The 26,857-nt window shown below is 43.5% G+C and carries 26 protein-coding genes, 1 pseudogene and 1 riboswitch; of the genes and pseudogenes, 14 read left to right on the forward strand and 13 right to left on the reverse strand.

Features of this window, described 5'->3' with window-relative positions; translation table 11 throughout:
- Positions 1–22 precede the first annotated feature (22 nt).
- Positions 23–301, reverse strand: a complete 279-nt coding sequence (locus J9317_RS05985; RefSeq protein WP_431190672.1) for an aspartyl-phosphate phosphatase Spo0E family protein — start codon at positions 299–301, stop codon at positions 23–25.
- Between the two features lie 117 nt (positions 302–418).
- Between J9317_RS05985 and J9317_RS05990 the strand changes: the two genes are divergently transcribed.
- The gene (locus J9317_RS05990) at positions 419–1,243 is read left to right on the forward strand and encodes an SPL family radical SAM protein (protein ID WP_211557011.1); all 825 of its coding nucleotides are present in this window, start codon (positions 419–421) and stop codon (positions 1,241–1,243) included.
- A 197-nt stretch (positions 1,244–1,440) separates the two neighbouring features.
- Positions 1,441–2,343 (forward strand): fumarylacetoacetate hydrolase family protein, encoded by a 903-nt coding sequence (locus J9317_RS05995; protein WP_211557013.1) that lies wholly within the window; start codon positions 1,441–1,443, stop codon positions 2,341–2,343.
- Between the two features lie 83 nt (positions 2,344–2,426).
- Here J9317_RS05995 and J9317_RS06000 read toward each other — a convergent pair whose 3' ends face one another.
- Positions 2,427–3,620: an ornithine--oxo-acid transaminase gene (locus J9317_RS06000; RefSeq protein ID WP_211557015.1), complete on the reverse strand. Its 1,194-nt coding sequence runs from the start codon at positions 3,618–3,620 to the stop codon at positions 2,427–2,429.
- 354 nt (positions 3,621–3,974) lie between these two features.
- Between J9317_RS06000 and J9317_RS06005 the strand changes: the two genes are divergently transcribed.
- Positions 3,975–4,331, forward strand: coding sequence for a YisL family protein (locus tag J9317_RS06005; RefSeq protein WP_211557017.1), 357 nt, complete (start codon positions 3,975–3,977; stop codon positions 4,329–4,331).
- A 41-nt stretch (positions 4,332–4,372) separates the two neighbouring features.
- Here the strand turns inward: J9317_RS06005 and J9317_RS06010 are convergent, their stop codons facing one another.
- On the reverse strand, positions 4,373–4,933 hold the full coding sequence (locus J9317_RS06010; RefSeq protein ID WP_211557018.1) for a DUF2777 family protein: 561 nt from the start codon (positions 4,931–4,933) through the stop codon (positions 4,373–4,375).
- A 450-nt stretch (positions 4,934–5,383) separates the two neighbouring features.
- Between J9317_RS06010 and asnB the strand changes: the two genes are divergently transcribed.
- From asnB to J9317_RS06040, 6 genes are all read left to right on the forward strand, one after another.
- Positions 5,384–7,225 carry an asparagine synthase (glutamine-hydrolyzing) gene (gene asnB / locus J9317_RS06015; protein ID WP_211557020.1) on the forward strand — a complete coding sequence of 614 codons (1,842 nt, stop codon included), beginning with the start codon at positions 5,384–5,386 and terminating at the stop codon, positions 7,223–7,225.
- A 227-nt stretch (positions 7,226–7,452) separates the two neighbouring features.
- On the forward strand, positions 7,453–8,979 hold the full coding sequence (locus J9317_RS06020) for a phytoene desaturase family protein (protein ID WP_211557021.1): 1,527 nt from the start codon (positions 7,453–7,455) through the stop codon (positions 8,977–8,979).
- Positions 8,976–10,469, forward strand: coding sequence for a phytoene desaturase family protein (locus tag J9317_RS06025; RefSeq protein ID WP_211557022.1), 1,494 nt, complete (start codon positions 8,976–8,978; stop codon positions 10,467–10,469). The genes J9317_RS06020 and J9317_RS06025 overlap by 4 nt, the downstream gene beginning before the upstream one ends.
- A complete protein-coding gene (locus tag J9317_RS06030) occupies positions 10,435–11,268 on the forward strand; it encodes a phytoene/squalene synthase family protein (protein ID WP_211557023.1) in 834 nt (277 codons plus the stop codon). Before J9317_RS06025 ends, J9317_RS06030 begins: the two co-directional genes overlap by 35 nt.
- A 75-nt stretch (positions 11,269–11,343) precedes the next feature.
- A complete protein-coding gene (locus J9317_RS06035) occupies positions 11,344–11,694 on the forward strand; it encodes a DUF1516 family protein (protein ID WP_211557024.1) in 351 nt (116 codons plus the stop codon).
- A gap of 197 nt (positions 11,695–11,891) precedes the next feature.
- Positions 11,892–13,037 (forward strand): MFS transporter, encoded by a 1,146-nt coding sequence (locus J9317_RS06040; protein ID WP_211557026.1) that lies wholly within the window; start codon positions 11,892–11,894, stop codon positions 13,035–13,037.
- 304 nt (positions 13,038–13,341) lie between these two features.
- Here the strand turns inward: J9317_RS06040 and J9317_RS06045 are convergent, their stop codons facing one another.
- The 4 genes from J9317_RS06045 to J9317_RS06060 are packed head-to-tail and all read right to left on the reverse strand — an operon-like array spanning position 13,342 to position 16,642.
- Entirely contained in the window at positions 13,342–13,731 is a 390-nt protein-coding gene (locus tag J9317_RS06045; protein WP_211557027.1) for a YybH family protein, read from the reverse strand.
- Positions 13,732–13,743: 12 nt separating this feature from the next.
- The gene (locus tag J9317_RS06050) at positions 13,744–15,216 is read right to left on the reverse strand and encodes a phytoene desaturase family protein (protein ID WP_211557028.1); all 1,473 of its coding nucleotides are present in this window, start codon (positions 15,214–15,216) and stop codon (positions 13,744–13,746) included.
- Between the two features lie 15 nt (positions 15,217–15,231).
- Positions 15,232–15,888: a lysophospholipid acyltransferase family protein gene (locus tag J9317_RS06055; protein WP_211557029.1), complete on the reverse strand. Its 657-nt coding sequence runs from the start codon at positions 15,886–15,888 to the stop codon at positions 15,232–15,234.
- Entirely contained in the window at positions 15,857–16,642 is a 786-nt protein-coding gene (locus J9317_RS06060; RefSeq protein WP_211557030.1) for a carotenoid biosynthesis protein, read from the reverse strand. Before J9317_RS06060 ends, J9317_RS06055 begins: the two co-directional genes overlap by 32 nt.
- Before the next feature lie 184 nt (positions 16,643–16,826).
- Between J9317_RS06060 and J9317_RS06065 the strand changes: the two genes are divergently transcribed.
- The gene (locus J9317_RS06065) at positions 16,827–17,651 is read left to right on the forward strand and encodes an immunoglobulin-like domain-containing protein (protein WP_211557031.1); all 825 of its coding nucleotides are present in this window, start codon (positions 16,827–16,829) and stop codon (positions 17,649–17,651) included.
- A 42-nt stretch (positions 17,652–17,693) separates the two neighbouring features.
- Here J9317_RS06065 and J9317_RS06070 read toward each other — a convergent pair whose 3' ends face one another.
- Positions 17,694–17,828 (reverse strand): hypothetical protein, encoded by a 135-nt coding sequence (locus J9317_RS06070; protein WP_211557032.1) that lies wholly within the window; start codon positions 17,826–17,828, stop codon positions 17,694–17,696.
- A gap of 137 nt (positions 17,829–17,965) precedes the next feature.
- Positions 17,966–18,115: riboswitch (cyclic di-AMP (ydaO/yuaA leader) on the forward strand.
- 137 nt (positions 18,116–18,252) lie between these two features.
- On the opposite strand from J9317_RS06070, the gene J9317_RS06075 reads away from it, so the two are divergent.
- Complete coding sequence (locus J9317_RS06075; RefSeq protein WP_211557036.1) at positions 18,253–20,079, forward strand: APC family permease; 1,827 nt, start codon at positions 18,253–18,255, stop codon at positions 20,077–20,079.
- A 61-nt stretch (positions 20,080–20,140) separates the two neighbouring features.
- On the forward strand, positions 20,141–20,353 hold the full coding sequence (locus tag J9317_RS06080) for a hypothetical protein (RefSeq protein ID WP_211557038.1): 213 nt from the start codon (positions 20,141–20,143) through the stop codon (positions 20,351–20,353).
- 216 nt (positions 20,354–20,569) lie between these two features.
- Here J9317_RS06080 and J9317_RS06085 read toward each other — a convergent pair whose 3' ends face one another.
- Genes J9317_RS06085 through J9317_RS06095 form a run of 3 tightly spaced genes read right to left on the reverse strand, consistent with a single transcriptional unit; the run spans position 20,570 to position 22,698 of the window.
- Positions 20,570–21,376 (reverse strand): SDR family NAD(P)-dependent oxidoreductase, encoded by an 807-nt coding sequence (locus J9317_RS06085; protein WP_211557042.1) that lies wholly within the window; start codon positions 21,374–21,376, stop codon positions 20,570–20,572.
- Between the two features lie 24 nt (positions 21,377–21,400).
- On the reverse strand, positions 21,401–22,090 hold the full coding sequence (locus J9317_RS06090) for an SGNH/GDSL hydrolase family protein (protein ID WP_211557045.1): 690 nt from the start codon (positions 22,088–22,090) through the stop codon (positions 21,401–21,403).
- Positions 22,091–22,101: 11 nt separating this feature from the next.
- Complete coding sequence (locus J9317_RS06095; RefSeq protein WP_211557047.1) at positions 22,102–22,698, reverse strand: TetR/AcrR family transcriptional regulator; 597 nt, start codon at positions 22,696–22,698, stop codon at positions 22,102–22,104.
- A gap of 188 nt (positions 22,699–22,886) precedes the next feature.
- On the opposite strand from J9317_RS06095, the pseudogene J9317_RS20545 reads away from it, so the two are divergent.
- Positions 22,887–23,033: pseudogene (locus tag J9317_RS20545) on the forward strand (DUF3977 family protein); the annotation flags it as partial.
- A 286-nt stretch (positions 23,034–23,319) separates the two neighbouring features.
- Here J9317_RS20545 and J9317_RS06105 read toward each other — a convergent pair.
- On the reverse strand, positions 23,320–24,687 hold the full coding sequence (locus tag J9317_RS06105; RefSeq protein ID WP_211557049.1) for an MATE family efflux transporter: 1,368 nt from the start codon (positions 24,685–24,687) through the stop codon (positions 23,320–23,322).
- A gap of 124 nt (positions 24,688–24,811) precedes the next feature.
- Here J9317_RS06105 and J9317_RS06110 point away from each other — a divergent pair, with 124 nt between their 5' ends.
- On the forward strand, positions 24,812–25,678 hold the full coding sequence (locus tag J9317_RS06110) for a helix-turn-helix transcriptional regulator (RefSeq protein ID WP_211557051.1): 867 nt from the start codon (positions 24,812–24,814) through the stop codon (positions 25,676–25,678).
- 122 nt (positions 25,679–25,800) lie between these two features.
- Here the strand turns inward: J9317_RS06110 and J9317_RS06115 are convergent, their stop codons facing one another.
- Complete coding sequence (locus J9317_RS06115; RefSeq protein WP_211557056.1) at positions 25,801–26,856, reverse strand: alkene reductase; 1,056 nt, start codon at positions 26,854–26,856, stop codon at positions 25,801–25,803.
- Position 26,857: the final 1 nt, after the last annotated feature.

Consider the following 26,857-nt stretch of genomic DNA (forward strand, 5'->3'; position numbering starts at 1 on the left):
TGCCATCATTAAGAGAAAACTTTCAGCGTGCTTGAGATTTCCGGTGACCGCTTCGCTGAAGGTTCGAGTGCCGCTGTTTGATTTCCTGCAAAAGAAGATGATCGAGCTCTTGACTGCATTTAAGCGTCACATCGGAATTCAGTCCAAACTTTTGAGCAAGGTCAATTAATGTTTTTCTTTTGGATTCAATTTCATTAAAGGCCATTTCGTCTCCAACTTTCAAAGGTACTTTTCCGTTTATTCCAAAGCTGCTGGCAAGCCGTCCTTTTAAAAGCAGGGAAACCGGTTGCAGAAACGTCATTTCATGACCAAACAGCCTGTCCTAAAAAATGGATAAGCCTATTATACAATGGAAAATGAATAAGGGGTCAGTTTCGATAAAAAAACATAAAATGTTACAAAAATTTACAAGGAGGTCTTGAATGTGCATCTTTCATCAAAGACTCCTAAATCGTTTTTAACGAAGACCGGGGGATTCTTAAAGGACTATGACTATTCGTTAAATCCTTATACGGGCTGTGCGTTTGGCTGCTCTTATTGCTATGTAAGAAGACTGCCGGTTTCCTTATTCAGAAAAGAAGAATGGGGTACGTGGGTGGATGTAAAAAAGGCAGGCAGGGAGAGTTTTGCCAAAGAGCTGAAAAGGGCTAAGAGCAAAGGGCCCGTCCGGATTTTTATGTCATCCAGCACAGACCCCTATCAGGGGGAAGAAGCGAAAGAGGAAATAACGAGAACACTGCTTTCGGCGATGGCTGATGAGAAACCGGACTTTTTATTTGTTCAGACGAGAAGTCCGCTTGTGACGAGGGACATTGATTTGTTCCAAGAGCTTAAATCCCGCATACTGGTCAGCATAACCATCGAAACAGACAGGGATGAGATTCGTAAAGCATTTGCCCCCTCTTCACCTCCTTTGGCAGCCAGGCTGAAGGCGCTCAAGCAATTATCGGATGCAGGAATACCCGCTCAGGCCGCCGTTGCTCCGATGCTTCCCTTTACTGATCGTTTTCCTGATAGGGTAAAGCAAGTAACAGGCCTTGTAACGCTTGACGATTTTTTCCAGGGTGATGGTGCAGGGGGGAAACGTTCAGCCTCTCTGGGTGCGCGAGACATCCTGGTTCAGCTGGGGGAAGAGGATTGGTTTGATCCAGAGCGGATTGAAATGGAACGGAAAAAGTTTGAGGGGGTTTTCGGCAAAAAGAACGTGCGGATCAGCCAGGATGGGTTCGCGCCGTTCCGCTGAAGCTTGACTGAAATAGTTTCTCACCTTCTTTATAAAAGACGTCTGTTAGAAAGCAGGAAGGATTCAAGCTAAGGAATGTCGAAATGGTAATAAAGAATGAATAATATGTCTGCTGAAACAAATGTCAGCTAACTAAAATTTGTGTTCGCGGGATAGTGGATTTTGAGAAGAAAGAATGGCAATGGGGGGTTTTTATAATGAAATTTGCAGCAGCCAGACTGAATGGCAGAACGTTTATCGGGCTAATCCGGGAAGAGAATCAAATTTTTGATCTCCAAAGAGCAGAAAAGAAATTTTTTGAAATGGAAACCATCCCTGCAAATCTCGAAGACTGTATTAAGGAAGGGGACAAATTCATCAGTCAGGTTCAGCATTTGGAACAAAGACTTCAGAAGTCTGAAGATCATCAGGAGCTTGTTTATTCTCTGTCTGATGTAGACTTGCTTCCTCCTATACCGCGCCCGAAGAAAAATGTCTTTTGCGTTGGGAAAAATTACAGAGACCACGCAGTAGAGATGGGAAGCGAAGCAGATATTCCGAAATTTGTGATGCTCTTCTCTAAAGCGCCTACATCTGTAATCGGACATGGAGATTTAGTCGATCCGCATATCCATCTCACTCAGGAACTTGACTATGAAGGTGAGCTCGCTGTGATTATCGGGAAAAAAGGAAAACAGATTCCGGTTGAAGAGGCGCTTGATTATGTATTTGGCTACTCCATTGTGAACGATATTACGGCTAGAGATTTGCAGGCCAATCATAAGCAATTCCTGCTCGGCAAAAGTCTGGATACATCGTGTCCTTTTGGACCATTCGCTGTACATAAATCAGCTATACCGGATCCTCATGATCTTCAGATTGAAACGCGCGTTAACGGGGAAGTCCGTCAAACCGGACATACCGGAGATATGATTTTTTCCATCGCATCCATCATCTCTACCATATCCCAGGGGACGACGCTTGAACCTGGAGATATCATTGCTACCGGTACACCGAGCGGAGTGGGCAAAGGATTTAATCCGCCGAAATTCCTGAAGTCAGGCGATATGATTGAAATTTCCATCAGCGGCATCGGAACGTTGCAAAATGGTGTGAATTAATTAGAAAACTCCCTCGTGGCACAAAGCCTAAGAGGGAGTTTTTCATTTTGAACAAGCTCCCCGGTGCCGGAGAGCTTCGCCTATTAGGAAAGAACGTTGAATACCTTTTCGATTGCCCAATCCAAATCTTCTTTAGAAATGGTAAGAGGAGGGGCAAAGCGGATGACAGTGTCATGCGTTTCTTTGCAAAGGAGGCCTTCTTCCTTCAGTTTTTCGCAATAAGGACGCGCTTCTTCATGAAGTTCCACGCCGATGAAAAGTCCTTTGCCGCGTACATCTTTAATAAGAGGGTTTTTAATCTCGCGTAATTTTTCCTGGAAATAGTTTCCTAGTTCAAGAGACCGGTCAGCGAGCTTTTCGTCGATCAATACGTCAAGGGCTGCTATGGAGACTGCGCAGGCAAGCGGGTTGCCTCCGAATGTAGAGCCATGGGAACCAGGATTGAAAACACCAAGAATGTCCTTATTAGCTGCAACACAGGAAATAGGGAAAACCCCTCCGCCTAATGCTTTACCGAGAATATACATATCCGGCTCGATTTGTTCCCAATTGCACGTGAACATTTTTCCTGAACGGCCCAGACCGCACTGGATTTCATCTGCCACAAACAAAACGTTGCTTTCTTTGCAGATCTGCAGCGCTTTTGTAAGGAAGCCCTCTTCCGGAATATTGATCCCAGCCTCACCTTGAATCGGCTCAATGATGAAGGCTGCCGTATTTGGAGTGATAGCTGCTTCAAGAGCATCCAAATCGCCGTAAGGAATAACCTTAATTCCTGGAAGCATCGGTCCGAACCCGCGCTTATATTCCTCGCTTGAGGACATGGAAACAGCAGCCATTGTCCGGCCGTGGAAATTATCTTCGCAGACGATGATTTCAGCTTGATCTGTAACGACGCCTTTTACATCATATGCCCAGCGGCGTGCTGTTTTAACAGCTGTTTCGACCGCTTCCGCTCCTGTATTCATTGGCAGGACCATATCTTTTCCTGTAAGCTGAGCTACTTTCTCATACCAGGGTCCGAGCTGATCATTATGGAAGGCGCGGGATGTTAGAGTAATGCGGTCAGCCTGATCCTTCAGTGCCTGAATGATTTTCGGATGGCGGTGCCCCTGGTTAACGGCAGAATAAGCACTTAGCATGTCCATATATTTATTGCCTTCAGGATCCTCAACCCAAACACCTTCTGCTTTTGATATGACGATCGGAAGCGGATGGTAGTTGTTGGCTCCAAATTTTTCGGTTTGTTCAATTACATGTGAAGTTTTAGTCGTCATGAGTTTCCCTCCGTTTTGTAAGAATAGAAGTTACAGCGCTTTCAATTATTAGAAAATTACTATCTATCTATACAATATCTTAGTAGTGGCTGGATGACAATAGACGTGATTTTCGAGCAAATAAAGCCATTCAGCAGGATTGAATAATTATCCGATTTATCCCTTAATTATTGCTGGTTTACAGTTCGTTGGTCGAATATTTATCCAATTTTGATGCCAAGGACTTTTTCAATCTGATAGTATTTAATATAGAATAGAAGACATTTTTATCCTGATTATCAAGTGCTTCTTTGCCTGTATGTTTCATGGTAAAATAAAAAGTGTAGAATTTTGACAGAACAGGAGGGGATTAGAATGATTCATTTGCACATTACATCGTGGATACTTGGACTCGTTTTATTTTTTGCGGCTTACTTTTTACATACTTCCGGAAGCGCGAAGCCATTTAAAATCGTTCATATGATTTTAAGAGTGTTCTATATTTTGATTATTATTTCCGGAGTGACAGTCCTTTTAAGTGTATCGGTACTGAATGCGGAATACATCATTAAGGGGCTATCCGGGCTATGGCTTATTGCTTCGATGGAAATGATCCTTGTGCGCTTAAACAAAGGCAAGCCTGTCCGCGGATTTTGGATTCAATTCATCATTGCGCTTGTACTTGTTCTGCTGCTTGGCTGGCGTCTGCCTCTTGGCTTTCTTCATATGTAAAATAAAAAGTCTGCTCCTGCAAAATCCAGGGGGCAGACTTTTTATTTTTTTAGCATTAAGATTGATCGCTTTCCGTGGCTGGTTGTAAATTCGAACCTGTCCAAAATTTCGTCAGTGGGCATACAATGATGCTGGACACCGCAGATGCTGTCTTCGTTATCAAATTGATAAAAAGAGGTACAGGCGGTTTTCAATTTCTTGTTCGTAAACAGCAGATGATTATAACAGTATATACAATCATATATAGAGTAGCCGAGCTGGTTCAGTTCACCTGTAAACCGAATGAACGAGTCATCGTCAAGCGAACGCAGCAGTTGTTCAAAAGCAAATGGCAGTCTGCGTCTAATCCGGATCATGTGGCTGTCCGTTAAATATAATTCCTCAGTTTCAGCCTTTATTTTTCCCTCTGAAAGCCAGATCGCCTGTGTCCATTTCCCATCATGAAATACGTGCATTTCACTTAAATCCATTACATCGACAAGCTTGCCTTCATCTGCGTCTTCTTCGAAAAACAGCCATTCTCCTTCAAAGCAGCAGATGGTGCCGGTCATACAAGACCTTTCCTGTGTATGGAGCAGTTTTTTTCTTAATGAAGAAGCCACTTCGTTACCTCCAAGAGCATAATATCTTTCCCGCATTAACGGGCAGTAAAAATCCATAGACCTTAAAAAACCAAGAGGGACAGGTGATAAACTGCCCGTAAAAGCCCGATTGGTTCAACTAACCATGAGGGGGATAAAGAAAATCCCCCTCATGGAAGTTTCACTGTATCCCGCATTAACGGGCAGTAAAAATCCATAGACCTTAAAAAACCAAGAGGGAAAGGTGATAAACTGCCCGTAAAAGCCCGATTGGTTCAACTAACCATGAGGGGGATAAAGAAAATCCCCCCTCATGGAAGTTTCACTGTATGTACTAACCTTTTTACCCTTATTCGGCTATCTTTATGCAACAAGTTCTTCATGAGGACAATTCAATCATTCATACACTGTGAATAGAATAGGTACATCGCAGAAGCAATCAGTGAAAAATGCTTGGAGGAGATGACGGATATGTGCGGTATTACGGGTTGGGCTGATCAGAAAAATAGTCTTGCAGGGGAACGAAGTGTTGTATCGGCCATGACGGAAACTCTCTCAAAAAGAGGGCCGGATGACACGAATTTATGGTGGCAGCCGAATATATGGTTTGGTCATAAACGGCTGACCGTAGTGGATCCCGCGAGCGGTGTCCAGCCAATGAGCAAGGAAAGGGACGGGAAAGAGTACACCATCTGCTACAACGGTGAGCTATATAATACAGAAGATATCCGCAAGGTTTTGCTCAGCAAAGGCTATACATTCAGAGGGCACTCCGACACAGAGGTTTTACTTGCTTCCTATATGGAATGGGAGGAAAACTGTTTAGAGTATCTTAATGGTATTTTTGCTTTCGGTATATGGGATACAACAAAAAACCGTCTTTTTCTCGCAAGGGACCGTATGGGGGTTAAACCGCTTTTTTACAGATATGAAGACGGTTCGCTTCAGTTTGGATCTGAATTAAAAGCGATTCTTGCCCACCCTGATGTGAAAGCTTCTATTAATAGGGAGGGACTCTCGGAAATAATGGGACTTGGTCCATCGAGGACGCCCGGGCATGGGGTTTATGAAGGAATTAAAGAACTAAGACCTGCCCATGCAATTGTTTACAGCCGGGATGGATTGAAAACCTGGCGCTACTGGAACGTGAAAAGCAAGCCGCATACTGATTCTTTTGGGGAAACCGTTGAAAAGGTAAGGTTCCTTTTGACTGACGCTGTTACCCGCCAGCTTGTATCCGATGTTCCGCTATGCACGTTTTTGTCGGGAGGACTGGATTCAAGTGCGATAACAGCCATTGCAGCGGAATCCTATAAAAAAGAAGGAAAAGGCCGGCTTCATACATTTTCTATTGATTACGAGGAAAACGAGAAATTTTTTAAAGCCAATGATTTTCAGCCAAATTCAGATGGTCCATGGATTCAAAAAATGACCGATACGTTTCATACGGAGCATCACCGCAGCGTGATCAGTCAGGAAACGCTGGCTCACTTTTTAACGGAAGCGGTAGAGGTAAGGGATTTGCCTGGAATGGCAGATATTGATTCCTCGCTTCTCTGGTTCTGCAGAGAGATTAAAAGTGATTTTACGGTGGGCCTTTCCGGAGAATGTGCAGATGAAATTTTTGGAGGGTACCCATGGTTTCACCGGCCTGGAGAATCCGATGTGTTTCCGTGGATGAGATCCACTGCGGCAAGAACGGATTTGCTCAATGATAAATGGAAAAACAAGCTCAATCTTGCTGAGTACGTGAAAGCAAGATTTGATGAGACCGTCGCTGAAACACCTGCACTTGAAGGAGAGAGTGAAACGGACGCGAAACGGCGCGAGTTATTTTACTTAAATATGCTATGGTTTATGACCACTCTGCTTGATCGCAAGGACCGGATGAGCATGGGAGCAAGCCTTGAAGTGAGGGTACCGTTCGCGGACCACAGGCTTGTGGAGTATGTGTGGAATATCCCATGGGAAATGAAAATGCACGGGGACCGGGAAAAGGGAATTTTAAGAAAAGCACTTGAGGGGGTGCTGCCGGAAGAGGTTCTGTACCGGAAGAAAAGCCCGTATCCGAAAACATACCACCCTGCCTATACAAAAGCAGTCCGAAACATGCTTGAAGAGAGCTTGAAGCATAAGAATTCAATCCTGCACGAATTGTTCCAAAGAGAGAAGCTCGACAGGCTAATTGAAACAAACGGGAGCGACTTTGGCACACCTTGGTTCGGCCAGCTGATGAGCGGACCCCAGCTTCTTGCACACCTTGGGCAGATTCATGTATGGGCAGAACGGTATAGAGTGAATATTAACGTATAGATTCAATTGAAACGCCTTGCCGGTCTCTCAGCATGGCGTTTTTTTGTTTCTAAATCAGTTATCTAATGCAAATTCTTCCATATTTATAACATTTAAAGGTACATTCACCTGAATGCACTCAATTGTGCAAGGGAAGCATGGTACTGGATGGATATTCGTTGTGTTTTTTTGGGTTAATTCGTATAATGTTTGTATAACTAATGTACAATTCAGGGGGACGACCCATAATGGCTAGGAAAATCATCGTAATCGGCGCAGGTCCAGGCGGAATGGCTGCCGCTCTTCAGCTGGCAGGAAGAGGCTATGACGTTCATGTTTACGAGAAGCAAAAATACATAGGAGGCCGCAACTCATCATTTGAAATGAATGGGTTCACCTTCGATTTGGGACCAACCTTTTTAAGCATGGTACACCTCGCAGAAGAAATATTCGAAGAGTCGGGAAAGAATTTATATGACTATCTTGATCTTAAAGAGATCGATGATATGTATGAACTGATATTTGATGACAAGAGCCTCCATATGACAAGGAATCCTGAGGAAATGAAGCGCAGAATTGAGGCTTTTGCTCCTGGAGACGGGGACGGCTATCTTTCCTTTATAAAGGATACGGAAAAAAAGATGGACCGGCTCACACCTATTTTGCAAAGCAGGATGGACCGCTTCCGTCATTATTTGAGCTGGAGAGTTCTGAGAGCGATTCCGAAATTGACGCTGACCAAAAGTCTGTATGATGTACTCTCTAAATACTTTCATGATGAAAGGGTGAAGCTTGCCTTTACCTTTCAGTCCAAATATTTAGGCATGTCGCCGTGGGAATGTCCCGGAGCATTCTCCATCCTTTCTTATATGGAGCATGCCTATGGAGTTTTTCATCCGATCGGCGGTGTGAATCAGCTTCCAAAGGCAATGGCAAAAGCATTTGAAGAGCTCGGCGGAACGATCCATCTAGGGCAGGGAGTTGACAAGCTCATGATGGACGGCCGCAAAGTAAAAGGAGTGAAGCTCCAATCGGGTGAAGAAGTTCCGGCGGATGAAGTGGTGATTAACGGAGATTTCGGCCACGCGGTTACAAACTTAGTGGAAGAAGGGTCTTTGAAAAAATATGCGAGACAAAAGCTCGATAAAAAGAAATTCTCTTGTTCTACTTTTATGATCTACCTTGGAGTGGATAAGAAATTTGATCTTCCGCATCATACGATTCTTTTTTCGGAAGACTATAAGAAATATGTAGAAGAAATAACCAAAAGCTATTCGCTGCCTGAGGATCTTTCCATCTACGTCCAGAACGCGAGCGTAACGGACCCAACCCTTGCTCCTGAAGGTAAATCTGCTCTTTATATTCTTGCCCCTGTTCCAAGCAACATGAGCGGAATCGACTGGGATAAAGAGAAAGGGGCATTCCGGGATCTTATGCTGAAAACCCTGCATGAGCGGACGGAATTTAAGAATTTGGAAATGCATATTGAAGCGGAAAGAATTCTGACTCCGAAGGATTGGGAGAACGAAATTTTTGTATATAAAGGAGCAACCTTTAATCTGGCTCATAATTTGACTCAAATGATGGTTTTAAGACCACACAATGAGTTTGAAGAGCTTGAGCACGCCTGGCTGGTAGGAGGCGGGACCCATCCGGGAAGCGGTCTTCCAACCATTCTGGAATCGGCAAGAATAACCGCAAACATGATTCATAAAAAGCATGGAGGAAAACCGGTTTCCTTCAAATCTGAGAAAAGGCTGGGGAAAGCACTATGAAGGCAGCAATAGCAGGCGGCGGCATAGGCGGCCTCATAACAGCTTTATTGATGAAAAAGAACGGGTTTAATGTTACTATATTTGAAAAGAGTGACAGGCTTGGAGGCAGGCTCGCCTATGTAAGAGAAGGAGAGTACAAGGTGGATGAAGGACCAACGATTGTTCTTCTGCCTGAAATGCTTCAAAGCATTCTCAGGGAAGCGGGCATAACCGATCAGGAGTATGAGCTTGTTTCGCTCGATCCTCTTTATAAACTCCATTTCGCAGACGGAAGCACCTACTCAAAATTTTCAGATTTCGAAAAACAGATGACGGAATTAAAAACGAACTTTCCAGGAGAAGAAAATGGCTTCAGACGGTTCATGCAGGACATGGATACCCGATTCCGGCTTGGCCAGGATCAATTTCTTGAAAAAACGTTTGTGGACCGCCGATCCTTTTGGACTCAAAATAACGTTCGAACACTTGTAAAGCTGAAGGCTTACCGGAATGTTCATCAGTCTTTGAAGGCGTATTATTCGGATGAACGGCTGAGACAAGCCTACTCTCTGCAAACCTTATATATCGGAGGGAATCCGTTTGATACACCAGCGATCTATTCGCTCGTTTCCTACAGTGAGCATAAACACGGTGTGTATTATATGAAGGGCGGATATGCACGCCTTGTTGAGGTGCTGGAAGAGGCACTAATTCGAACAGGAGTAATCATACGGAAAAATGCACTTGTGCAGTCCGTGAAGTCTAACGGTGTGAGAGCTGAAGGCCTATACGTGAATGGGGAATTCCATGAAGCAGACTACTTGATCATGAATGGGGATTTTCCTTCCATATCCCATATGCTCGAGCCTCATACTCCAAAAAAAGACTATGTCCCATCTTCCGGATGTCTGCTCCTTTACATGGGTCTGGACAAAGTATATACCGAAGCGAATGTTCATCAGTTTTTCATGGGTTCGGATTTTCAGGAGCATATGCGCCAGATTTTCGTTTCGAAAGAAGTGCCTTCTGATCCGTCGATTTATGCGTTCCATCCTTCTATTATCGATCCAACTCTTGCACCAGAAGGGAAAAGCGTTCTGTACGCTTTGATTCCTGTTCCATCAGGGGGCCATATTGACTGGGAGCAGCAAACTGAATTCACGGAAAGCATCATCCAAAAGCTGGAGGCAAGAGGGTTTCCTGGATTAAGAAATCATATAGTCTGGAAGAAAGTAAAGACTCCGAATGACGCGAAAAGAGAAGGACTGTTTGAAGGCGGCAGCTTTGGGCTTGCTCCATCACTTTTCCAGTCTGGCGTATTCAGGCCTCAGGTCAAGCCTTCCAAATTGGAAAATGTGTACGCAGCAGGCGCTTCCATTCACCCGGGGGGAGGCATACCGCTCGTCATGCAGGGAGCAAAAATGATGGTCTCCGTATTATTAGAGGATGCGAACAAACATAAAGGGGTGAACTTAAGTGGAAAAGCTGAAAGCAGCGTACGCACAATGTGAAGAACTCATAAAGATTCATTCCAAATCTTTTCATAAAGCATTTTCTCTGCTCCCCGCAGAAAAGAAAAAAGCGGTCTGGGCTGTTTATGCTTTTTGCAGGACGGTTGATGACATCGTTGACGAAGGAACAGAACCTGAAAAAGAACTTCTTGCCTTTGAAGAAGATTTTAAACGCTTTTTAAATGGCGAGCATGACCGCAGCCACTACATATGGCTTGCTCTCGAAGATACGTTCAGCCGTTTTGATATGGATGAAGAAGCATTCTGGGACATGATCAAAGGGCAGCGGATGGATTTAACGAAGACACGATATGAAACACTTGAGGAAGTATTTCAGTATTCCTATCATGTAGCAAGTACAGTCGGTCTCATGATTTTACCGATTATTGCCCCAAGAAAAAAGAGCACGCTTCGTAACGGTGCAATCGCTCTTGGAATAGCAATGCAGCTGACCAATATTCTAAGGGACATCGGAGAAGACCTCGATCGCGACCGCATTTATCTCCCGAAGGAAGTAATGGATCAGTTCGGCTATACGAAAGCTGAATTGGAGTCCGGTGTCATTAATGAATCCTTCATATCTGTATGGGAGTATCTTGCGTTTGAAGCGGAAGCCTATTATGAGGAAGCAATGGACACAATTGATGAGTATCCGCTTCATTCCAGAACACCGGTTAAAGCAGCGGCTTTCTTCTACAGAGCTATTTTGAACAAGGTGCGCAGCAATAACTACAGGGTGTTTGGAGAGCGCAACTACGTTACACAGGATGAGAAAATCTCCATATTGTCACAAATGTAAAGGAAGCGTACAGGAGACGCTTCCTTTTCTGTGCTAAAATCAAACGGATTATATTGGCTGCAGGAGGTATCTTTCATGACCCACTATCACATTACGAGCTGGCTGATTGCTGTGCTTCTCTTTTTTGCTGTCTATTATTTACATAAGCATGGCAAGGTTAAACTTGCGTCCATCCTGCATGTATTTCTAAGAATCACATACTTCTTTGTACTTGCAACCGGATTTTTTCTGGTGTCGCAAATCAGTATTTCTTTCGGTCATCTGGTGAAAACGGCAATTGGCGCCCTGACTGTCGGCTTCATGGAAATCATTCTTGTTCACCAGAAAAAAGGAGAGACGTATAAACCGCTTTGGGTAATCTGTATGTTTCTGCTAGGGGCAGCTTTGCTGCTTGGATTTTATTTGCCGCTTGGAATTCATTTGTAGCCTCTTCCAATGCTATGGGATTAAAACCTAATAAAAACAAAGGAATAATCAATCTAACGACAGAATATGAAAATTTAAGAAGAATAAAGGGGGCTGCATATATGATCCGCAATAAATCCAGCTGCTGATTTTGACCCTATTCGCGCGGTCCGCCTTAATCCTCCTTGTAATAAGGAAAAAAAGAGGAGGGCGGAGCGATGAAAAATACCGGAAAACTGCTTGCTGTTTCGATTTGCGAGGGACTGGTTTTTGCCTATGTAATTGAGCGGCTTTTTGCCGAGTCACGGGGATTGTCCGTTCTGGAAATGCAAAACCTGATTATATTTTACGCGGTAATCAGTGCATTGCTGGAAATACCGTGCGGAGCTTTAGCGGATATTTGGAAAAAGAAGTATGTGCTCGCAGCCGGTCTTTTTATCTGCTATTTTGAGTTTGTGGCTTCTATTTTTGCATATGATCTATTCGGGTTCAGCTTAGCTTACTTAGCAGCTGCAATTGGCGGTTCTCTAAAGTCAGGGGTCATGGAGTCTATTCTTTACATGTCATTGAAGGAACATGGCAGGGAAGAGGAGTATGTGAAGTGGAACGGCCGCTATCAATTTGCGGGAAACACCGTTCTTGGTTTTTCGGGAATAGCTGGAGGCTACTTAGCTTATTATACATCGTATGAAATAACATACTGGCTATCCCTAATCAGCTTTCCGCTTTGTATATATTATGCACTCACTTTGGATGAACCCAAAAATGAGCGGACAGATGAAAAACCGATTCGTCAAGATATTTGGATTCACCTGAAAGCTGGAATTTCCTATACGTTTAAAAGCAGGCGTCTGCTGGTGATTTTGCTTGTCAGCGGTATTTCCGGCACGGTGCTGCACAGTGAGCTCTATGAAATGAGCATGCTTGTTTATCCGGAGATCGGTATTTCGGTTATTTATTTCGGGTACATCAGTTTTGCGATTACCGGCTCAAGTGCAACGGCTAATCTATTGGCTGAAACCTATCAAAAAAATGGATTTGGATTGAAACCAGTTTTTGCTGCTGCGGCTCTTGCTATATTTCTTTTTGGATTTGTAGAGCATTGGAGTGCTGTCGTGTTAGTCATAGCTGCAATTTCGATATTGGAATTGGCAAGCCCAATTCTATCCGGAATGGTTCAGAGCCGAGCAGCTGATGAGTTCAGGGTGACTATTACATCCATAGATGCATTTGTCTGCAATATGCTGAGCATAGCAATCGGCCTGGGGTTTGGCTATGCTGCGGAGTTCTATGGTATTGGGATTGCTTTTCAGTTTTTATCTGTCACTTTGCTTATGCTGCTCATTTTTAAGGTTGAACCCTAGAACAGCTGATTTTCGCTGCATGGTGCGTGCTTTAAGCCTTTCGCAAAAGCCTGAGTTTAAGGCTTTGACTTTCACGCTCTGCTGCGTATTTTACTGTTGATTGCAGCTAGCAGGCGTTCTCTTATACTTGGGCGGGCTGATTGAGCCTCCTCGCCGCTTTGCGCATGCCGGGTCTCACTGTCCCGCTACTCCAATCAACAGGTGTTAAAAATCCACACCAGGCTTTAACAGAGCCAAAATCAAAAAAATAACCCAAGTGCACTTATACCTCGAGTGTTCTTGGGTTATGTATGTAAGCTCATTTCTAATTAGAGAGTAAATCTGTACCGTATGAATTATCAATGGCACAAAGCCATTCAGCATTTGAATTTTTCTTAAAAACATAGGTTGCCTTTCGCTCCATGGAAAATTCCGAGTCCTCTTTATCGGCATCAAGCAGGGTTTGGGAGAGGACTAACGCCGTGTCTCCAGCTTCCAGAATAATCATTTCCCCCTGTGCGGGCACGATACTATTGTTGAAATATTTGGAAATCTCAATAAAGGCTTTTTTAATCTCGTTTTTTCCCCGTGCAATTCTACCGGGCTTCACTACAAGAATGGCATCCTCCGTATAATAATTCATCAAAGTATCAAAGTCTTCCTCTTTTATAGCAGTATCACATTTTTTGATGATTTCTTTTAATTCATGTTCCATTTTATCGTCTCCTCATTTCCTCTTTGCAATCTCTTCAGCAACGTTCATTCCGCTGATGGTTACCATCGGCGAACCGCCTCCTGGATGGGTGCTGCCTCCTGCAAAGGAAAGGTTCTGAATATCAGCCGGGAAGTTGCCCGGCCTCATAAAGGCATCCCACTTTTTATTAGCGGAAATGCCGTATAAAGCACCGCGGTAGGCACCGAACTGATCCTGAATATCGATAGGTGTGAAGAGCTGTTCCTCTTTAATTTTTCCAGATAGAGATATGCCGGCCTCCTCTAATTTTTTATAAATAAGAGCTTTATAGGCTTGCGGCGAAATCTTCAGCCTGCCATCTTCGGTAAGAGGCGGTGCATTTACAAGGATAAATAGATTGCTTCCATCTGGAGCTTGAGATGGGTCCGTCATGGAAGAATTGCTTATATAGATGGTTGGATCCTCACTGTAGTCCTGATTTTTGAAAATCTCTTCAAATTCTTTACGGTAGTTTTTTGAAAAAAAGACACTATGATGTGCGAGCGTTTCGATTTTTCCTTCTATTCCAGCAAGGATCACAAATGCTGAGATGGAGGGAGCATATCCATTTCGTTTTTTATCAGGAAAATGAGGACGTTCAGTTTCGGCTACAAGCTCTGGAAAAGCCTTTAGCAGATCAGCATTTAATATAACCTCATCAGCTGTCAGCTCCTGGCCGTTTTCAAGCAGCACCGTATTAATGCGTTTGTTCGAAATCTGCAGCTCCTGAACCTTTGTATTCATCATAAACTGTACGCCCATTTCCTGGGCAATTTCATAAAAGGCTTCTGCAATTTTTGTATTTCCGCCTTTAACATAAAATACTCCTTGCACAAGCTCCAGATAAGCAATCATCGCAAACGTTGCGGGAGATTGATAGGGCGATGAACCGATATAGGTCGCATACCTGTTAAATGCCTGTATCACCTGTTCATTGCCGAAGTATCTTCTGAAAAAATGGTCCATCGTCTCAAGTGGACGGACCCGCACGAACGCATAGCTGAGGCTTGGTGAGGTGTAATCCAGCACACTTTTAAACATTCTGGGGAAAAAGTGCTTTTCTGATAAGTGGTACAATCTTGAAATCTCCGCAATGAACCGATCGTAATTCCTGTAACCCTTTGGATCCAGATTAAGAAGCTGCTGCTTCATGGCCGTTCTATCACTGCTTAGGAAAAAGGCGGTCCCATCCGAAAAGTAATTTATGGTGTGTTTTTGCAGCTTCACCATGTCCAAGTAATCTTGCATTTTTTTGCCGGCCTTATGAAAAACCTCTTCAAAAACCTGAGGCATTGTAATTGTATTCGGTCCAAAATCAAAGTGGAACGATCCAAGTTTCACCGGCATCATTTTTCCGCCCGGATGACTGTTTTTTTCAGCCACGGTGACGTCCCAGCCTTTACTGGCAAGGGTGATTGCTGCAGAAAGACCGCCAAGGCCCGCTCCGATCACTACGGCTTTTTTCATCGCTTTCCTTCTCCTTTAAAGAACGTTTAGAAAATCGTTTGTATCACGCGAAATGACCTTTCTTTTCAGCTCGTCAAGCCCAGCGGTAAACAGATCTTCAAGAATTCTTGTTTTTTCTTTCCGGCTGCCGCCCAAATCTAAATAGGAAATCGGCTCGCCGATGGCAATATAAAGCTCCTGTTTCTTTTCGGATCCAAATGAATAGTAAAGGGCAATCGGCAGAATCGGTGTTTCCGGACTGATCTCAGCCATGGCTATGATACCTGATAGGAATTCTAAAGGCCGCTGTTCTAGATGTCTTTCGTCTCCCTGCGGGAAAATGGCGACACTCTTGCCCTCTTTAAGGAGCGATCCTCCATATTTAATTGATTGAATAATATCTCTCGGGTTTTCCCGGTTCACAGAAAACGCTCCTAGCCGGCGGAAGTAGGGGAAATCCTTAAGGCCCTTCTCATGCATCATTATATTGAAATCCTGTCTAAGCACCGTCCTGTTTATATAATGAAGGACAAGGCCATCCCACCAGGTGCTGTGATTTGCACACCACAGTGCTTTCAAGGGCAGGTTTTCTTCAGTATGTATATAGATTCCTTTAAAATGATGTTTGAACAGCCTTTTGGTATATTGGGAAAATCCAAAATCAAACCACTTGCTTTTGCTGGCTTCGATCATGTGAACCCCTCTTTACTGAGAAAATATAGCATGCCAGTACAAGTACTGCAGGAATCATGGAGAAGCCGACAGCAAGCCAGAGGGAATGAAGCGCCGCCAGCAGTACGAACATAAACAGCACTAAAAAGTACACAGCCGTAATCCGGTTTTGCCATAGCGGAACGTGTGTGTATCGCTCTTTTTCCGCCAGCCCAATAATCAAATGGAGAACAAACGCCGTAATGAACCATCCTGAAAAATTTGAAAACGGGATGTTGTAATAAAAACTTTCCGCTGTCCAAACCCAGTATTCCTTTACTTCAGCTGCGACGGGGTCGATGATTAAGTCAATCATTACTGCCAGCAGCCCGCCGATTGCACTGAAAACGATTATGGGAGCATGGGGGAAAAAGGCTTTTAAAATAGCATGTGAACCGCCAATCACCATGAGCCATGCAAAGCCGATCGCAATGGGAACACCCAGAATTTGAGGACCGAAATCCTTTGTATAATAGTAGTCGCCGAAAAGGATTCCGTATTCCACACCCAGATGCTCAGCGAAAATAGAAAGAAGGATGACCGTCAATGATAAGCCAATCCCCATTTTCGGGCCGTATGTATGATAGAAATATACTCCTCCAAGAATTCCGGCCACTATGAGAAAAACAACGTTGGCCCATTCCAGCCAAACTGGCAGAATGTCAAACCCAAGCAAAATAACACCGCAGCCGTACCAAATAAGAAAAAAAACATAAAGCCAATGATCCGCCTTCAAATTCTTCACCTCTTTATCGTCATTATAGGCAAAGGGAGGCAGACTGCACAAGAAAAGAGTGGTTGCATGGCTGATTTTGAAACTTTTACCATCCGAAGTCGACTAATTTGATAATGTAACGCTTTTTCCATACCCCTGTTGCTGCTATGGAAGGGATTCGACTACTAAATAAGGGAGAGAATTCATGAAGCTAAAAAAAATCATGGCATTTTTCATGCTCGCAGCATTGGCACTTTCCGCTTGTTCAAAAGAGGAAGCTCAAACATCAGGTTATGCTGATGGCGAGCTGCCTTCTCAAATCGGAGCTCCAGGCAAGGAAGATGAATATTTTGTATGGCCGTTAAACATTCACAAGCAAACAGAATATAGTCCCCATACGGGAAAGTATTTCAAGAGAAGGGGAGGCTTCCACTTTGATACCTCAGGGTACTATATGTCTGCGAAATCCCCTGTACATGCTGTGATAAAAGTGGCTTCTGCTGAGAAAACCATCCGCTATCAGCTGACAGAAAGAGACCGCCATTACAAAAAACTGAAACTGGTTGCGGAAAAGACGGCAAAAATGGAAAACTTCTCTGCGGTTTTGCCTGATAAAGAAAATGCTCTGTATTTGATTAGCATTGAAATTCTGGATGAAGCCGGACAGGTAGAGGATACAGCCGTTGAGCTCATTTACGTTCCAACAGCTGAAATTAACGCAAAGGTATATCTAAATAAAAACAAGATATCAAAATCGGACAGTCTTCAACTAACGCTGGAAAATTACGGTCCTCAGGAATTATTAACCGGAGAATCGTATCATTTCGAAAAATGGACGGCAGGTAAATGGAAACAGTTAAATCTGGATATGGCATTTAAGAGTATAGGAATTACCGTACTTCCTGGAAAATCCCAAACATTAAAGCTTGATACATCGAGATTACATTCCGGAAAATACAGAGTTGTAAAGGACGTTCATAATGAATTAAGAATGAAGACTGATCTGGCAGCAGAATTTGAAATAAAATAATATGGTATTAGTAAAGAGAGCATCTCCTCCTGATGCTCTTTTTTATTGATCAGCCAGTGCGCCCTCTGAAGGAATCTCATTTTCCTCAATTGATTGAACTCCGTATAGATCCGAGATCTCCTTTTCTACAGCGTCTAAGAATTCATCAGTTAATAACGGTTTCTTTTCTTTTAACATGGTCTTTCCTCCAATCTTTTTATGATTTATTGTTTCCGATTCGGAACGATTTTATCTCTATTTAGCCATTCGAAAATAAAGCGAAAATTTTTATTTACATTTCCTATTGAGGGGAGTATGATAATCAACGGTTTCATGTTTCTAAATCGCTTAAATCGTGTGATACGGGGGACCCGTTAGAAATGGATTTTTACATAATGAATCCTTGGGGTGAATCCTTAACAGGTAGGGCTACTCAATGGCCCGAATCCGGCAGCTAACCTCGTCAGCGTTATATGAGAAGGAAGGTGGAGCTTGTGAGACAGGAATTTACATGTCTGCAAGTCTGTTAAACATGACTTGCAGGCATTTTTATTGTTAGGATTTTAATTTTTACGGGTAAAAAAGGGCAACTTAAGTTTACTACTATATGGCGGTGAAAAATTTGATTCATTCATTAAAAAGGCTTCTAATCGGGCGGCCATTAAAGTCAGGTGAGCTCGGTGAACAGAAGCTTAACAAAAAGAAGGCGCTGGCCATCCTCTCCTCTGATGCACTGTCCTCGGTTGCATATGGTCCGGAGCAGATCTTAATTGTCCTGGTGACAATTAGCGCGGCAGCTTTCTGGTATTCGATTCCGATTGCATTGGGCGTATTGGTGCTGCTGACAGCTCTTATATTATCCTATCGTCAAATTATATTCGCGTATCCTCACGGAGGAGGAGCATACGTTGTTTCGAAAAACAACCTTGGTGTCAATCCGGGGTTGATTGCCGGCGGTTCCTTGCTGGTTGATTATATATTAACGGTTGCGGTAAGTGTCTCTGCAGGTACGGATGCCATTACATCTGCGTTTCCAGCTTTGCATCCCTACAATGTTGAGATTGCCATTGTCTTTGTGATCCTTTTGACTATTTTAAACTTAAGGGGAGTAACGGAGTCTGCTTCTGTTTTGGCTTATCCTGTTTATTTGTTCGTTTTTGCCTTATTCATTTTGATTGGCGCTGGAATATACAATATATTAACAGGTCATGTATCACCTGATCTCCATACACCGGTCGGTACTCCTGTTGCAGGGATCAGTTTATTCATTTTATTAAGAGCATTCGCATCAGGAAGTTCAGCCCTGACAGGGGTTGAAGCAATTTCCAATGCGATTCCCAATTTTAAGAATCCGGCGCCTAATAATGCGGCTAAAACTCTCATAGCTATGGGAACCCTGCTCGCTATTCTGTTTACTGGAATTGTGTATCTGGCCTACTACTATGGAATTATTCCAAATGCAGAGGTAACGGTCGTATCTCAAATTGCGGAAGAAACCTTCGGCCGGAACTTCATGTATTACTTTATTCAGGGGACAACTGCCCTGATCTTAATTTTAGCGGCGAATACGGGCTACACCGCTTTCCCGCTTCTTGCAGTGAATCTTGCGAAGGATAAGTTTATCCCTAGAATGTTTACGGTTCGCGGTGACCGGTTAGGGTATTCAAATGGAATTATCATTCTGTCCATTTTGTCTATTATCCTTATTATCGCATTTAAAGGGCAGACAGAGCACCTGATTCCGCTTTATGCAGTTGGAGTATTTATTCCATTTACTCTTTCCCAAACAGGAATGATGGTAAAATGGCTGCGTGAAAAACCGGCAGGCTGGATGCCTAAATTTATTATCAATACAACGGGGGCAGTGATCTGCTTCATTGTAACCATCATATTCTTTTTAACAAAATTCGGGCAGGTTTGGTCCATCTTGGTCTTCCTGCCAATCATTATTGTGCTGTTTCACCAGATCAGGAAGCATTATGACGCAGTCGGAGATCAGCTTAGAATTACGACATGCGAGCCGGCAATTCCGATTGAAGGAAACGTCATCATCGTACCTGTTGCGGGTATTACACACGTCGTCGAAAATTCATTAAACTATGCTAAATCTCTCTCACCTGATCAAATCATTGCTGTTTATATTTCATTTGAACGCGAGGATGAGAGGAAGTTTGAAGAAAAATGGAAAAAATGGCAGCCGGATGTTCGGATTGTTACCCTGCAATCCCATTACCGCAGCATCATTAATCCATTAACGAAATTCGTCGATACGGTGGAGAAAAAAGCGAGGGAATCCAACTACAAGGTTACAGTGGTCATCCCGCAATTTATCCCGAAAAAAGGCTGGCACAATATTCTTCACAATCAATCCAGCTTATTGATTCGTGCATTCCTCCTTTATAGAAGGAACGTAATTATTACAACCGTACCTTATCATTTGAAAAAATAAAGAGGAAAGGGCCGATTAGGAACAATGATCGGCTCTTTGCTTTTTAAGAGGAGAGGCTTCAATGCTGGCAACTGTTCAGGGGCATTACAATATAGGCGATATTATTTTTCAGCTTGCTGCCTTTTTAATCCTTATCGTTTTCGCTGCAGCTGTCATTGTGTTTGCAGTAAAGGGTGTTAAAGGAATGAAAAGCAGAAATGTTAGACTTCAGAGGATAGAAGAGAAGGTAGATGAATTGGCACCAGAGAGCAATGAACCAGTGGGATTTTGGTAAAGCCGGGTTTCAATTAGTATTGGCGCTGGCTGATTGGAACTGCAGCTTGCTCACGCAGGAGTCGCGCAGATTCCGCTCCAATCAGCCTAACCATAATTGTTCAAAGTACCTATATAAAAAATACCCCCCTGGAATCTATCATTGCCTCAGGGGGGAGGGGGTCAATCTAGATGCACTTATTCTCAGCAAGTCTGCTAGACAGCCAATATCTATTTGTTAGGCAGAAATCCGTGCCTTCCTGCTAACCCTGCAAACAAGACGCATTAGGGATGTATGTGCAGCAGGGAAAAGGGTGAAGAAGATATCCAATGTTTTTCTAAGGGGCAAGGGGCAAATAATCGGCTTATTCTTGTGTATACCTCTTAAAGCAATTTTTGCAAATTTTTCAGGGGACATCATTTTTTGTTTTTTGAACTGCTCCATGATGATGGATTTATCCAGATTAACAGCTTCTGCTTTGCTGAGAATTGGGGTGTCCACAAAGGCGGGGCAGAGGGTGGTCACCTTCACTCCGAAGGCTGCAGCTTCATAATGCAGCGAAGTCGTTAATCCTACAACGGTATGCTTGGTTGCCGAATAAACAGCTGAAACAGGGGATGGACCGAGTCCTGCAGCGGAAGCTGTGTTTGCGATATGGCCGAATCCCTGTTTTTTCATTATGGCATACGCAATCTGTGTTCCGTGTATCACTCCCCATACATTCACGTTCATTGTTTTCTTCCAGTGGTCAAGGTTCATATCCGAGAACTCCCCATACAGGGCAATTCCTGCATTATTAAATAAGTAGTCAAGTTTTCCATATTCCGTACATACTCCATTAATAATTTGCTCCATGCTGCTGAAATCGGTTACGTCGCAATAAACAAATGCCGAATGGGGTATTGATGCTTGAGCGGCCATTCCCTCCTCTTCATTAATATCTGCAATAATGACAGCAGCTCCTTGCCTGGATAATTCCATGCATAGTGCTTTTCCAATTCCCGAGGCTCCGCCGGTTACAATTGCGACCTTTTTGTCTTCCATCCCATCATCCCCTGACTGAAAGAGTTATAATGCTGCCTTCTTATTTTCCGTTTCGATAAGTTGTGCATATTCACTGGCAGCGATTTGGGCACCTAGGCTGTTCAAATGTACGCCATCCAGCGTTAAATGGAGACCTCTTTTTTTGGATAGTTCATCAATTCTTGAAGGTTTTCTGTAAAAAAGAGCATCCGCCATAATCCGAGTAACCTTCACAGAGATATAATCTGAGCTTGTTGTATGGGCAAGGTGGTTTTTAAAAATTGTGTGCAGGTCTAGACAGAGGAGTTTTGGATGATTTTCTGCTGTTGACAGGATGATGGAGGATAAAGCTCTAAGCTGCTTGTTTGCCTGATTGTCAACATGTTCACCAATTAGGGCTGGTGTGGCAAGAACAACCCGTTTCGATGAGGCAAGTATGATTTCCACGCATTTTTTGTACACCTCCTCAAATTCCTTCTCATCTTTGGCAGGAATCTGAGCTTGGGCATTCAGCATTTTCGTGTATACATCGTTCACACCAATCCAAAGAAAGGTGAGATCATATGGAGCGGGAAGCTTCTTTTTGGATAGTCTGGCATACAGGCTCAAGACTGTGTCTCCTCCTTTTCCCAGGTTATCAAACCGGAAACCGGGAAACTGTTCTTTTAACAGCCGGGAAAAAGGAATACCGGGTCTTCCTTCAGTTAAACTGTCGCCGATCAGTGCGATGTTCATCTTTTTTCCTCCTAACTGGATTGGATGGACTTTAGAAATATCGATGTTGCTTCATGAAATAACGGTTCCAGGGAAGCTGGCTCCTGAGTGTTTGTAAGCTGGCACAGTCCACCGAGCCAGGTTCCGTAAAGAGCCGTCCATTGGTCTGCGCTCCCATGAGCAGCAAATTCCCCATTTTTGATTCCCTCTGTGAAAATAGCCCTGTAGGCAGCCATGGGGACCACTGCTAATTCGTATAGCTGTTTAACAGATTCAGGGCTGGACTGCGGATTGGATGCAAGCTCCTGTCCGGAACGGAGCAGCGGAGTTTGGTAATGATAAAGCACGTGTTTAGCCATTCCGTAAAGCTTTTCGCTGGCAGTTTGATAGATTTGTTCTTTTTTCATCCACTTATCATTCCATTCCTTCATCGTTCTCTGTGCAAGCAGCACAAAAAGCTTTTCTTTATTTTCAAAATGATAATAAATGTGCCCTTTGCTGTAGCCGGATGCTTTGGCTAAATCAGCAACTGATGTTTGATTATAGCCTTTTTGAGAAAATAAGGTTCGAGCATGCTCTAAGATTTCTTTTCTCGTATTCCCGCTGTCATAGCGGCGTGTGCCTGGCATGAAATGAAATCTCCTCTCTTGAATTGAACGGCCGTTCTATTTTTATTATACATAAATTTCCTTTAGTAAGTCAGCATTTTTGAAGTGTTCATTAAATTGTAAAGAAGATTTTTATCGGTATTGGGAATAAGAGGTTAATCAGAACGGAGACAGAGAAAGGCAATGGTATTTAAGTAGAAGAGAAAGGACTATCAGGTCCTATCCATTTCTGTTCAATCTATTTATGTATATGGATACATTATGATGTTTTAATTATTGATTCGAAGGAAGGCGTTAAAAGGATGAAGAAGAACCAAAAGTCTTTCAAAATGCTTATCGGGATTGTCAGTTCTTAAACGTTTGCCGGGGATTCTGGCACATCATGTTTATACAAGAAGTATCTAATAAAAAGGCTCTGTTAAAGCCCGGTATTGATTTTTAACACCTGTTGATTGGAGTGGAAGGCGCGAGACTCCGAGCTTAGAGCAGCGGGACAGGTGAGACCCCGCAGTCGCGAAGCGAGGAGGAGGCTCACCGCCCGCCCCGCGGAAAGCGAGCGCCTGCTAGCTGCAATCAACAACCAAGTTTAACAGAGGTAATAAAAAAGTAAAAAAGCGCCGGCATCAACCGGCGCTCTCCCTGTTAAACCGTCTGCTCCTGCAAGGCGGTTTTTTCCTTTTCTACAAATCCTTTTGATACCCACTTCCTTGATTTCCATCTGATGTACATCATAATTCCTCTTGTCCACTCATCGAGAATAAAGGCAATCCATACGCCTGCAAGACCGTATCCGAAGTGAACACCAAGCAGGTAGGCGACAGGGACGCTGATCCCCCACATTGAAATCAGCCCCATATAAACAGGGAATTTCACATCCCCGGCTGCTCTAAGTGCTCCAATGATCACGAGATTAAAGGCTCTTCCGGGCTCAAGTAAAATGGTTAGCAGAATCAGCATACTGCCGGTTTGAATGATTTGCTCGTTGTTCGTGAATAAATCAAACAGGTTATCCGAGAAGGTGCTTACAATGACTGCCATCAATAAAGATGCGCCAATCGCAAGATAAAGACTTTTCATGCAGCGATTAAATGCTTCTTCATATTTCTTTGCTCCCACCATCCGGCCAACAAGGATTTGCGTACCCTGGCTGACGGAGATGCTGAAGAGGAAGATAAACATCATTAAGTTTTGAGCATAGATTTTGGTAGTTAGTGCTTCAGTCCCAATCATAGCCACAAAGAAGGTGATGGCCATCTGGGACATGTTATAGGCAAGCTGTTCCCCTGCTGAGGGAATGCCTATTTTTAGCAGATTTTTCAGGTGGATCCACTTAAGGTCCATGATTGTTTTTAGAGCCGGAATCCGTTTTACAAGGAGAATTCCCACAGCCATCAGCCCTAAAACCCTTGAAAACACGGTTGAAACGGCTGCCCCTTGAATCCCCATTTCAGGAAAGCCAAAAGCTCCAAAAATCAGTAAATAGTTCCCGAAAATATTCAGTACATTCATGCAGACTGTAACGAACATGGTATCTTTCGTATAGCCGTAGCTCCGCAGGATAGAGGAGCCTGTCATGATCAAAGCTTGAATAAAGATAAAGGTGCCGACAATTCCTAAATATTTGTTTCCTTCTTCCAAGAGGGAAGGGGAAAGGTTCATGATTTGAAGAATGGGTTTACTAAACGCAAAAAGAACGACGCTGACCAGCAGTCCTATCATTAAATTGGCAATTACCGACATGATCGCCACATCTTTAGCAGCTTGTTCTTTCCCTGCTCCAATATTCTGTGTTATTAAGATGACTGACCCTGTTGCAATAAATCCGAACATGACAATCACCAGGTTTAAAATCTGATTAGCCACGCCCGCTGCTGCCACTGAATCATCTGTATATTGGCTGAGCATAAATGTGTCGGCGTTTCCCATTAGCATATGAAGAAAAATTTCAATGAAAATCGGCCATGTTAAAGCAAATAAAGTTAATTGTTTTTTATCTATATTTTTAGTCAATCTGTATTCCTCCCCTGCTGTATGTAATACAGCGATTCCTAGTTTACAGCGGCTGGATTATAATAGAAAGAGAGCAAACCGATTAAACTTGGAAAAATACGACCTGAGAGGGGCTTGCTATTGTATGTCTTTTCTGACTTTTCATGTTCCGCCATTCCCAACCTTTATTAAAGGGGGCCAATTTTCTTTTAAAGCAGGAAACCGCCATTTTAAAAGAACATTCAGTGTATTTGACATGCTGTATGTGAAGCGGGGTGAACTGTATATGACGGAAAACGGAGTTCCGTATAGTGTGAGGGATGGAGAATACTTAATGCTGATACCGGGCCGGGAGCATTATGGCCATCGGGAAAGTACAGTGAATACGGAGGTTTTTTGGCTGCATTTTAAAGCCGAAGGGGAATTTGGTGTCCACACTGAGGGGCACGACAACTGGCTTGATGCACAAAAAAAAGAGGCTGATTTTGAACAGCCTGCTGAATATCAATTTCGGATTAGACAAAAAGCTCGGCTTGAGCATCCGATGGCAGCGGAAAAATTACTTGAAAACCTGCTGAGTATTACAAGCCAGTCAGCTGATTTCCCTCTAAGACAGCAGCTGTATTTTCAGGAATTGATGGTTCATCTGCAAAAAGAGGCACTCAATATCCCTACTGCTGCTGAACAGGTGACAAATGAAGCCATTCGGTTTTTACAGGCACATTATCATGAGGAAATCAGGATGGAGGACCTGTCGAGGAACATTCTTTTTCATCAGGATTACATCACTCGCTGCATGCAAAAAACTCTTGGGCTTACTCCGTCACAGTATTTAAACCAATACCGGCTTTCACAGGCCAAGAGGCTTTTAGCTACCACAGATGATAAAATTGCATTCATTGCAGCAGAAACGGGAATCAATGATGCTACCTATTTTTCAAAGCTGTTTCGCAAAACGGAGGGCATGACACCGAATGAGTATCGAAAGGTGATAAACAGGCTGCGTGATTGAGAGTTCATACACTGTCGAGGAATCGAGACTGCAGGAGAAACGCCGATCCCGCAAATATCAGTGGATTGATAATTCAAAAATAAAAAACGCCCGGACAATGGTTTAGTCCGGGCGTTTTCTATTTACACCAGTTCAACCAGGTGTTTTTTCGGTTCATAAGGGGTTAATTCTTTTCCTTCTTTTACTTTTTGCAAGTAATCAGGGTTGGCGATCAGCGGGCGTCCAAATGCTGCAACATCCATAACGCCTTTTTCAAGCATTGCTTCTGCTTTATCAGCATTGAGGCTGCCGACTCCGATGATTGGACCGTCCCAATATTTTCTGGCCAAGTCATACAGTGTTTGATTTTCTGCGATGTGTTCTTCTGCATCCATAATAGATGGGTGAATGATTTGAATGCCCGTTTCTTTGAAAGCCTCGGTATACGTTCTCATCGCTTCATCTGCGTCTTCCCAGCGATAGTCGGGAGCGTCTACTTTATGAGCGGAGAAGCGGATAATGGTGCGGTCCGCACCAACTTCATCAATAACAGCACGGATGACCTGTTTCATGAATGAAAGCCTTTGTGCAAGCTCTCCGCCGTATTCGTCATCACGCTTATTGGATTGATAGCTATTGAACTGATCAATCAGATAACCGTGGGCTCCATGAATTTCAACTCCGTCAAAGCCCGCTTCTATCGCATTGCGCGCTGCTTGCGCATATTGTCCAATGACCTTTTGAACATCGTCCTTTGACAGTTCTTCAGGAACAGCATATGGCTTGCGGAAGCGAGGTACCTGACCTTCAGCAGCAATCGCTGATGGAGCTTCAGGAGTTTGGCCGACGATTAGCTCTGGATGGCTAAGGCGTCCAACGTGCCAGATTTGGGCAGCGATTGTTCCGCCCTCTTTATGAACGGCTTCCGTTACTTTTTTCCAGCCTTCGATTTGTTCTTGAGTAAAGATTCCTGGTACGCCGGGGTTCCCCTTTGCACGGCTGCTGATCACAACGCCTTCTGTAATGATAAGGCCAATGCCGTCTTCTGCACGTTTTCGGTAATATTCCGCTACTTCCGGACCCGGCACCCCAGTTTCATCATCAGAGAAAGAACGGGTCATCGGTGCCATAGCGGAGCGGGTTTTTAATTCAAATGCTCCAATTTTTACAGGTTCGAACAATTTATTATAAGAAGCCATT

The sequence above is a fragment of the Metabacillus flavus genome (assembly GCF_018283675.1).
In the GTDB taxonomy this organism is placed as follows: Bacteria; Bacillota; Bacilli; order Bacillales; family Bacillaceae; genus Metabacillus_B; species Metabacillus_B flavus.

Excerpts from the sequence above, each read along its gene's own strand:
- J9317_RS06025 (WP_211557022.1), top strand. The coding sequence starts at position 8,976 with ATGAAGGCAGCAATAGCAGGCGGCGGCATAGGCGGCCTCATAACAGCT.
- J9317_RS06050 (WP_211557028.1), bottom strand. The coding sequence starts at position 15,216 with ATGAAAAAAGCCGTAGTGATCGGAGCGGGCCTTGGCGGTCTTTCTGCA.
- J9317_RS06005 (WP_211557017.1), top strand. The coding sequence starts at position 3,975 with ATGATTCATTTGCACATTACATCGTGGATACTTGGACTCGTTTTATTT.
- J9317_RS05985 (WP_431190672.1), bottom strand. The coding sequence starts at position 301 with ATGACGTTTCTGCAACCGGTTTCCCTGCTTTTAAAAGGACGGCTTGCC.
- J9317_RS06000 (WP_211557015.1), bottom strand. The coding sequence starts at position 3,620 with ATGACGACTAAAACTTCACATGTAATTGAACAAACCGAAAAATTTGGA.
- J9317_RS06065 (WP_211557031.1), top strand. The coding sequence starts at position 16,827 with ATGAAGCTAAAAAAAATCATGGCATTTTTCATGCTCGCAGCATTGGCA.
- J9317_RS06040 (WP_211557026.1), top strand. The coding sequence starts at position 11,892 with ATGAAAAATACCGGAAAACTGCTTGCTGTTTCGATTTGCGAGGGACTG.
- J9317_RS05995 (WP_211557013.1), top strand. The coding sequence starts at position 1,441 with ATGAAATTTGCAGCAGCCAGACTGAATGGCAGAACGTTTATCGGGCTA.
- J9317_RS06080 (WP_211557038.1), top strand. The coding sequence starts at position 20,141 with ATGCTGGCAACTGTTCAGGGGCATTACAATATAGGCGATATTATTTTT.
- J9317_RS06110 (WP_211557051.1), top strand. The coding sequence starts at position 24,812 with ATGTCTTTTCTGACTTTTCATGTTCCGCCATTCCCAACCTTTATTAAA.
- J9317_RS06055 (WP_211557029.1), bottom strand. The coding sequence starts at position 15,888 with ATGATCGAAGCCAGCAAAAGCAAGTGGTTTGATTTTGGATTTTCCCAA.
- J9317_RS06045 (WP_211557027.1), bottom strand. The coding sequence starts at position 13,731 with ATGGAACATGAATTAAAAGAAATCATCAAAAAATGTGATACTGCTATA.
- J9317_RS06035 (WP_211557024.1), top strand. The coding sequence starts at position 11,344 with ATGACCCACTATCACATTACGAGCTGGCTGATTGCTGTGCTTCTCTTT.
- J9317_RS06090 (WP_211557045.1), bottom strand. The coding sequence starts at position 22,090 with ATGAACATCGCACTGATCGGCGACAGTTTAACTGAAGGAAGACCCGGT.
- asnB (WP_211557020.1), top strand. The coding sequence starts at position 5,384 with ATGTGCGGTATTACGGGTTGGGCTGATCAGAAAAATAGTCTTGCAGGG.
- J9317_RS06070 (WP_211557032.1), bottom strand. The coding sequence starts at position 17,828 with ATGTTAAAAGAAAAGAAACCGTTATTAACTGATGAATTCTTAGACGCT.
- J9317_RS06085 (WP_211557042.1), bottom strand. The coding sequence starts at position 21,376 with ATGGAAGACAAAAAGGTCGCAATTGTAACCGGCGGAGCCTCGGGAATT.
- J9317_RS06020 (WP_211557021.1), top strand. The coding sequence starts at position 7,453 with ATGGCTAGGAAAATCATCGTAATCGGCGCAGGTCCAGGCGGAATGGCT.
- J9317_RS06095 (WP_211557047.1), bottom strand. The coding sequence starts at position 22,698 with ATGCCAGGCACACGCCGCTATGACAGCGGGAATACGAGAAAAGAAATC.
- J9317_RS06115 (WP_211557056.1), bottom strand. The coding sequence starts at position 26,856 with ATGGCTTCTTATAATAAATTGTTCGAACCTGTAAAAATTGGAGCATTT.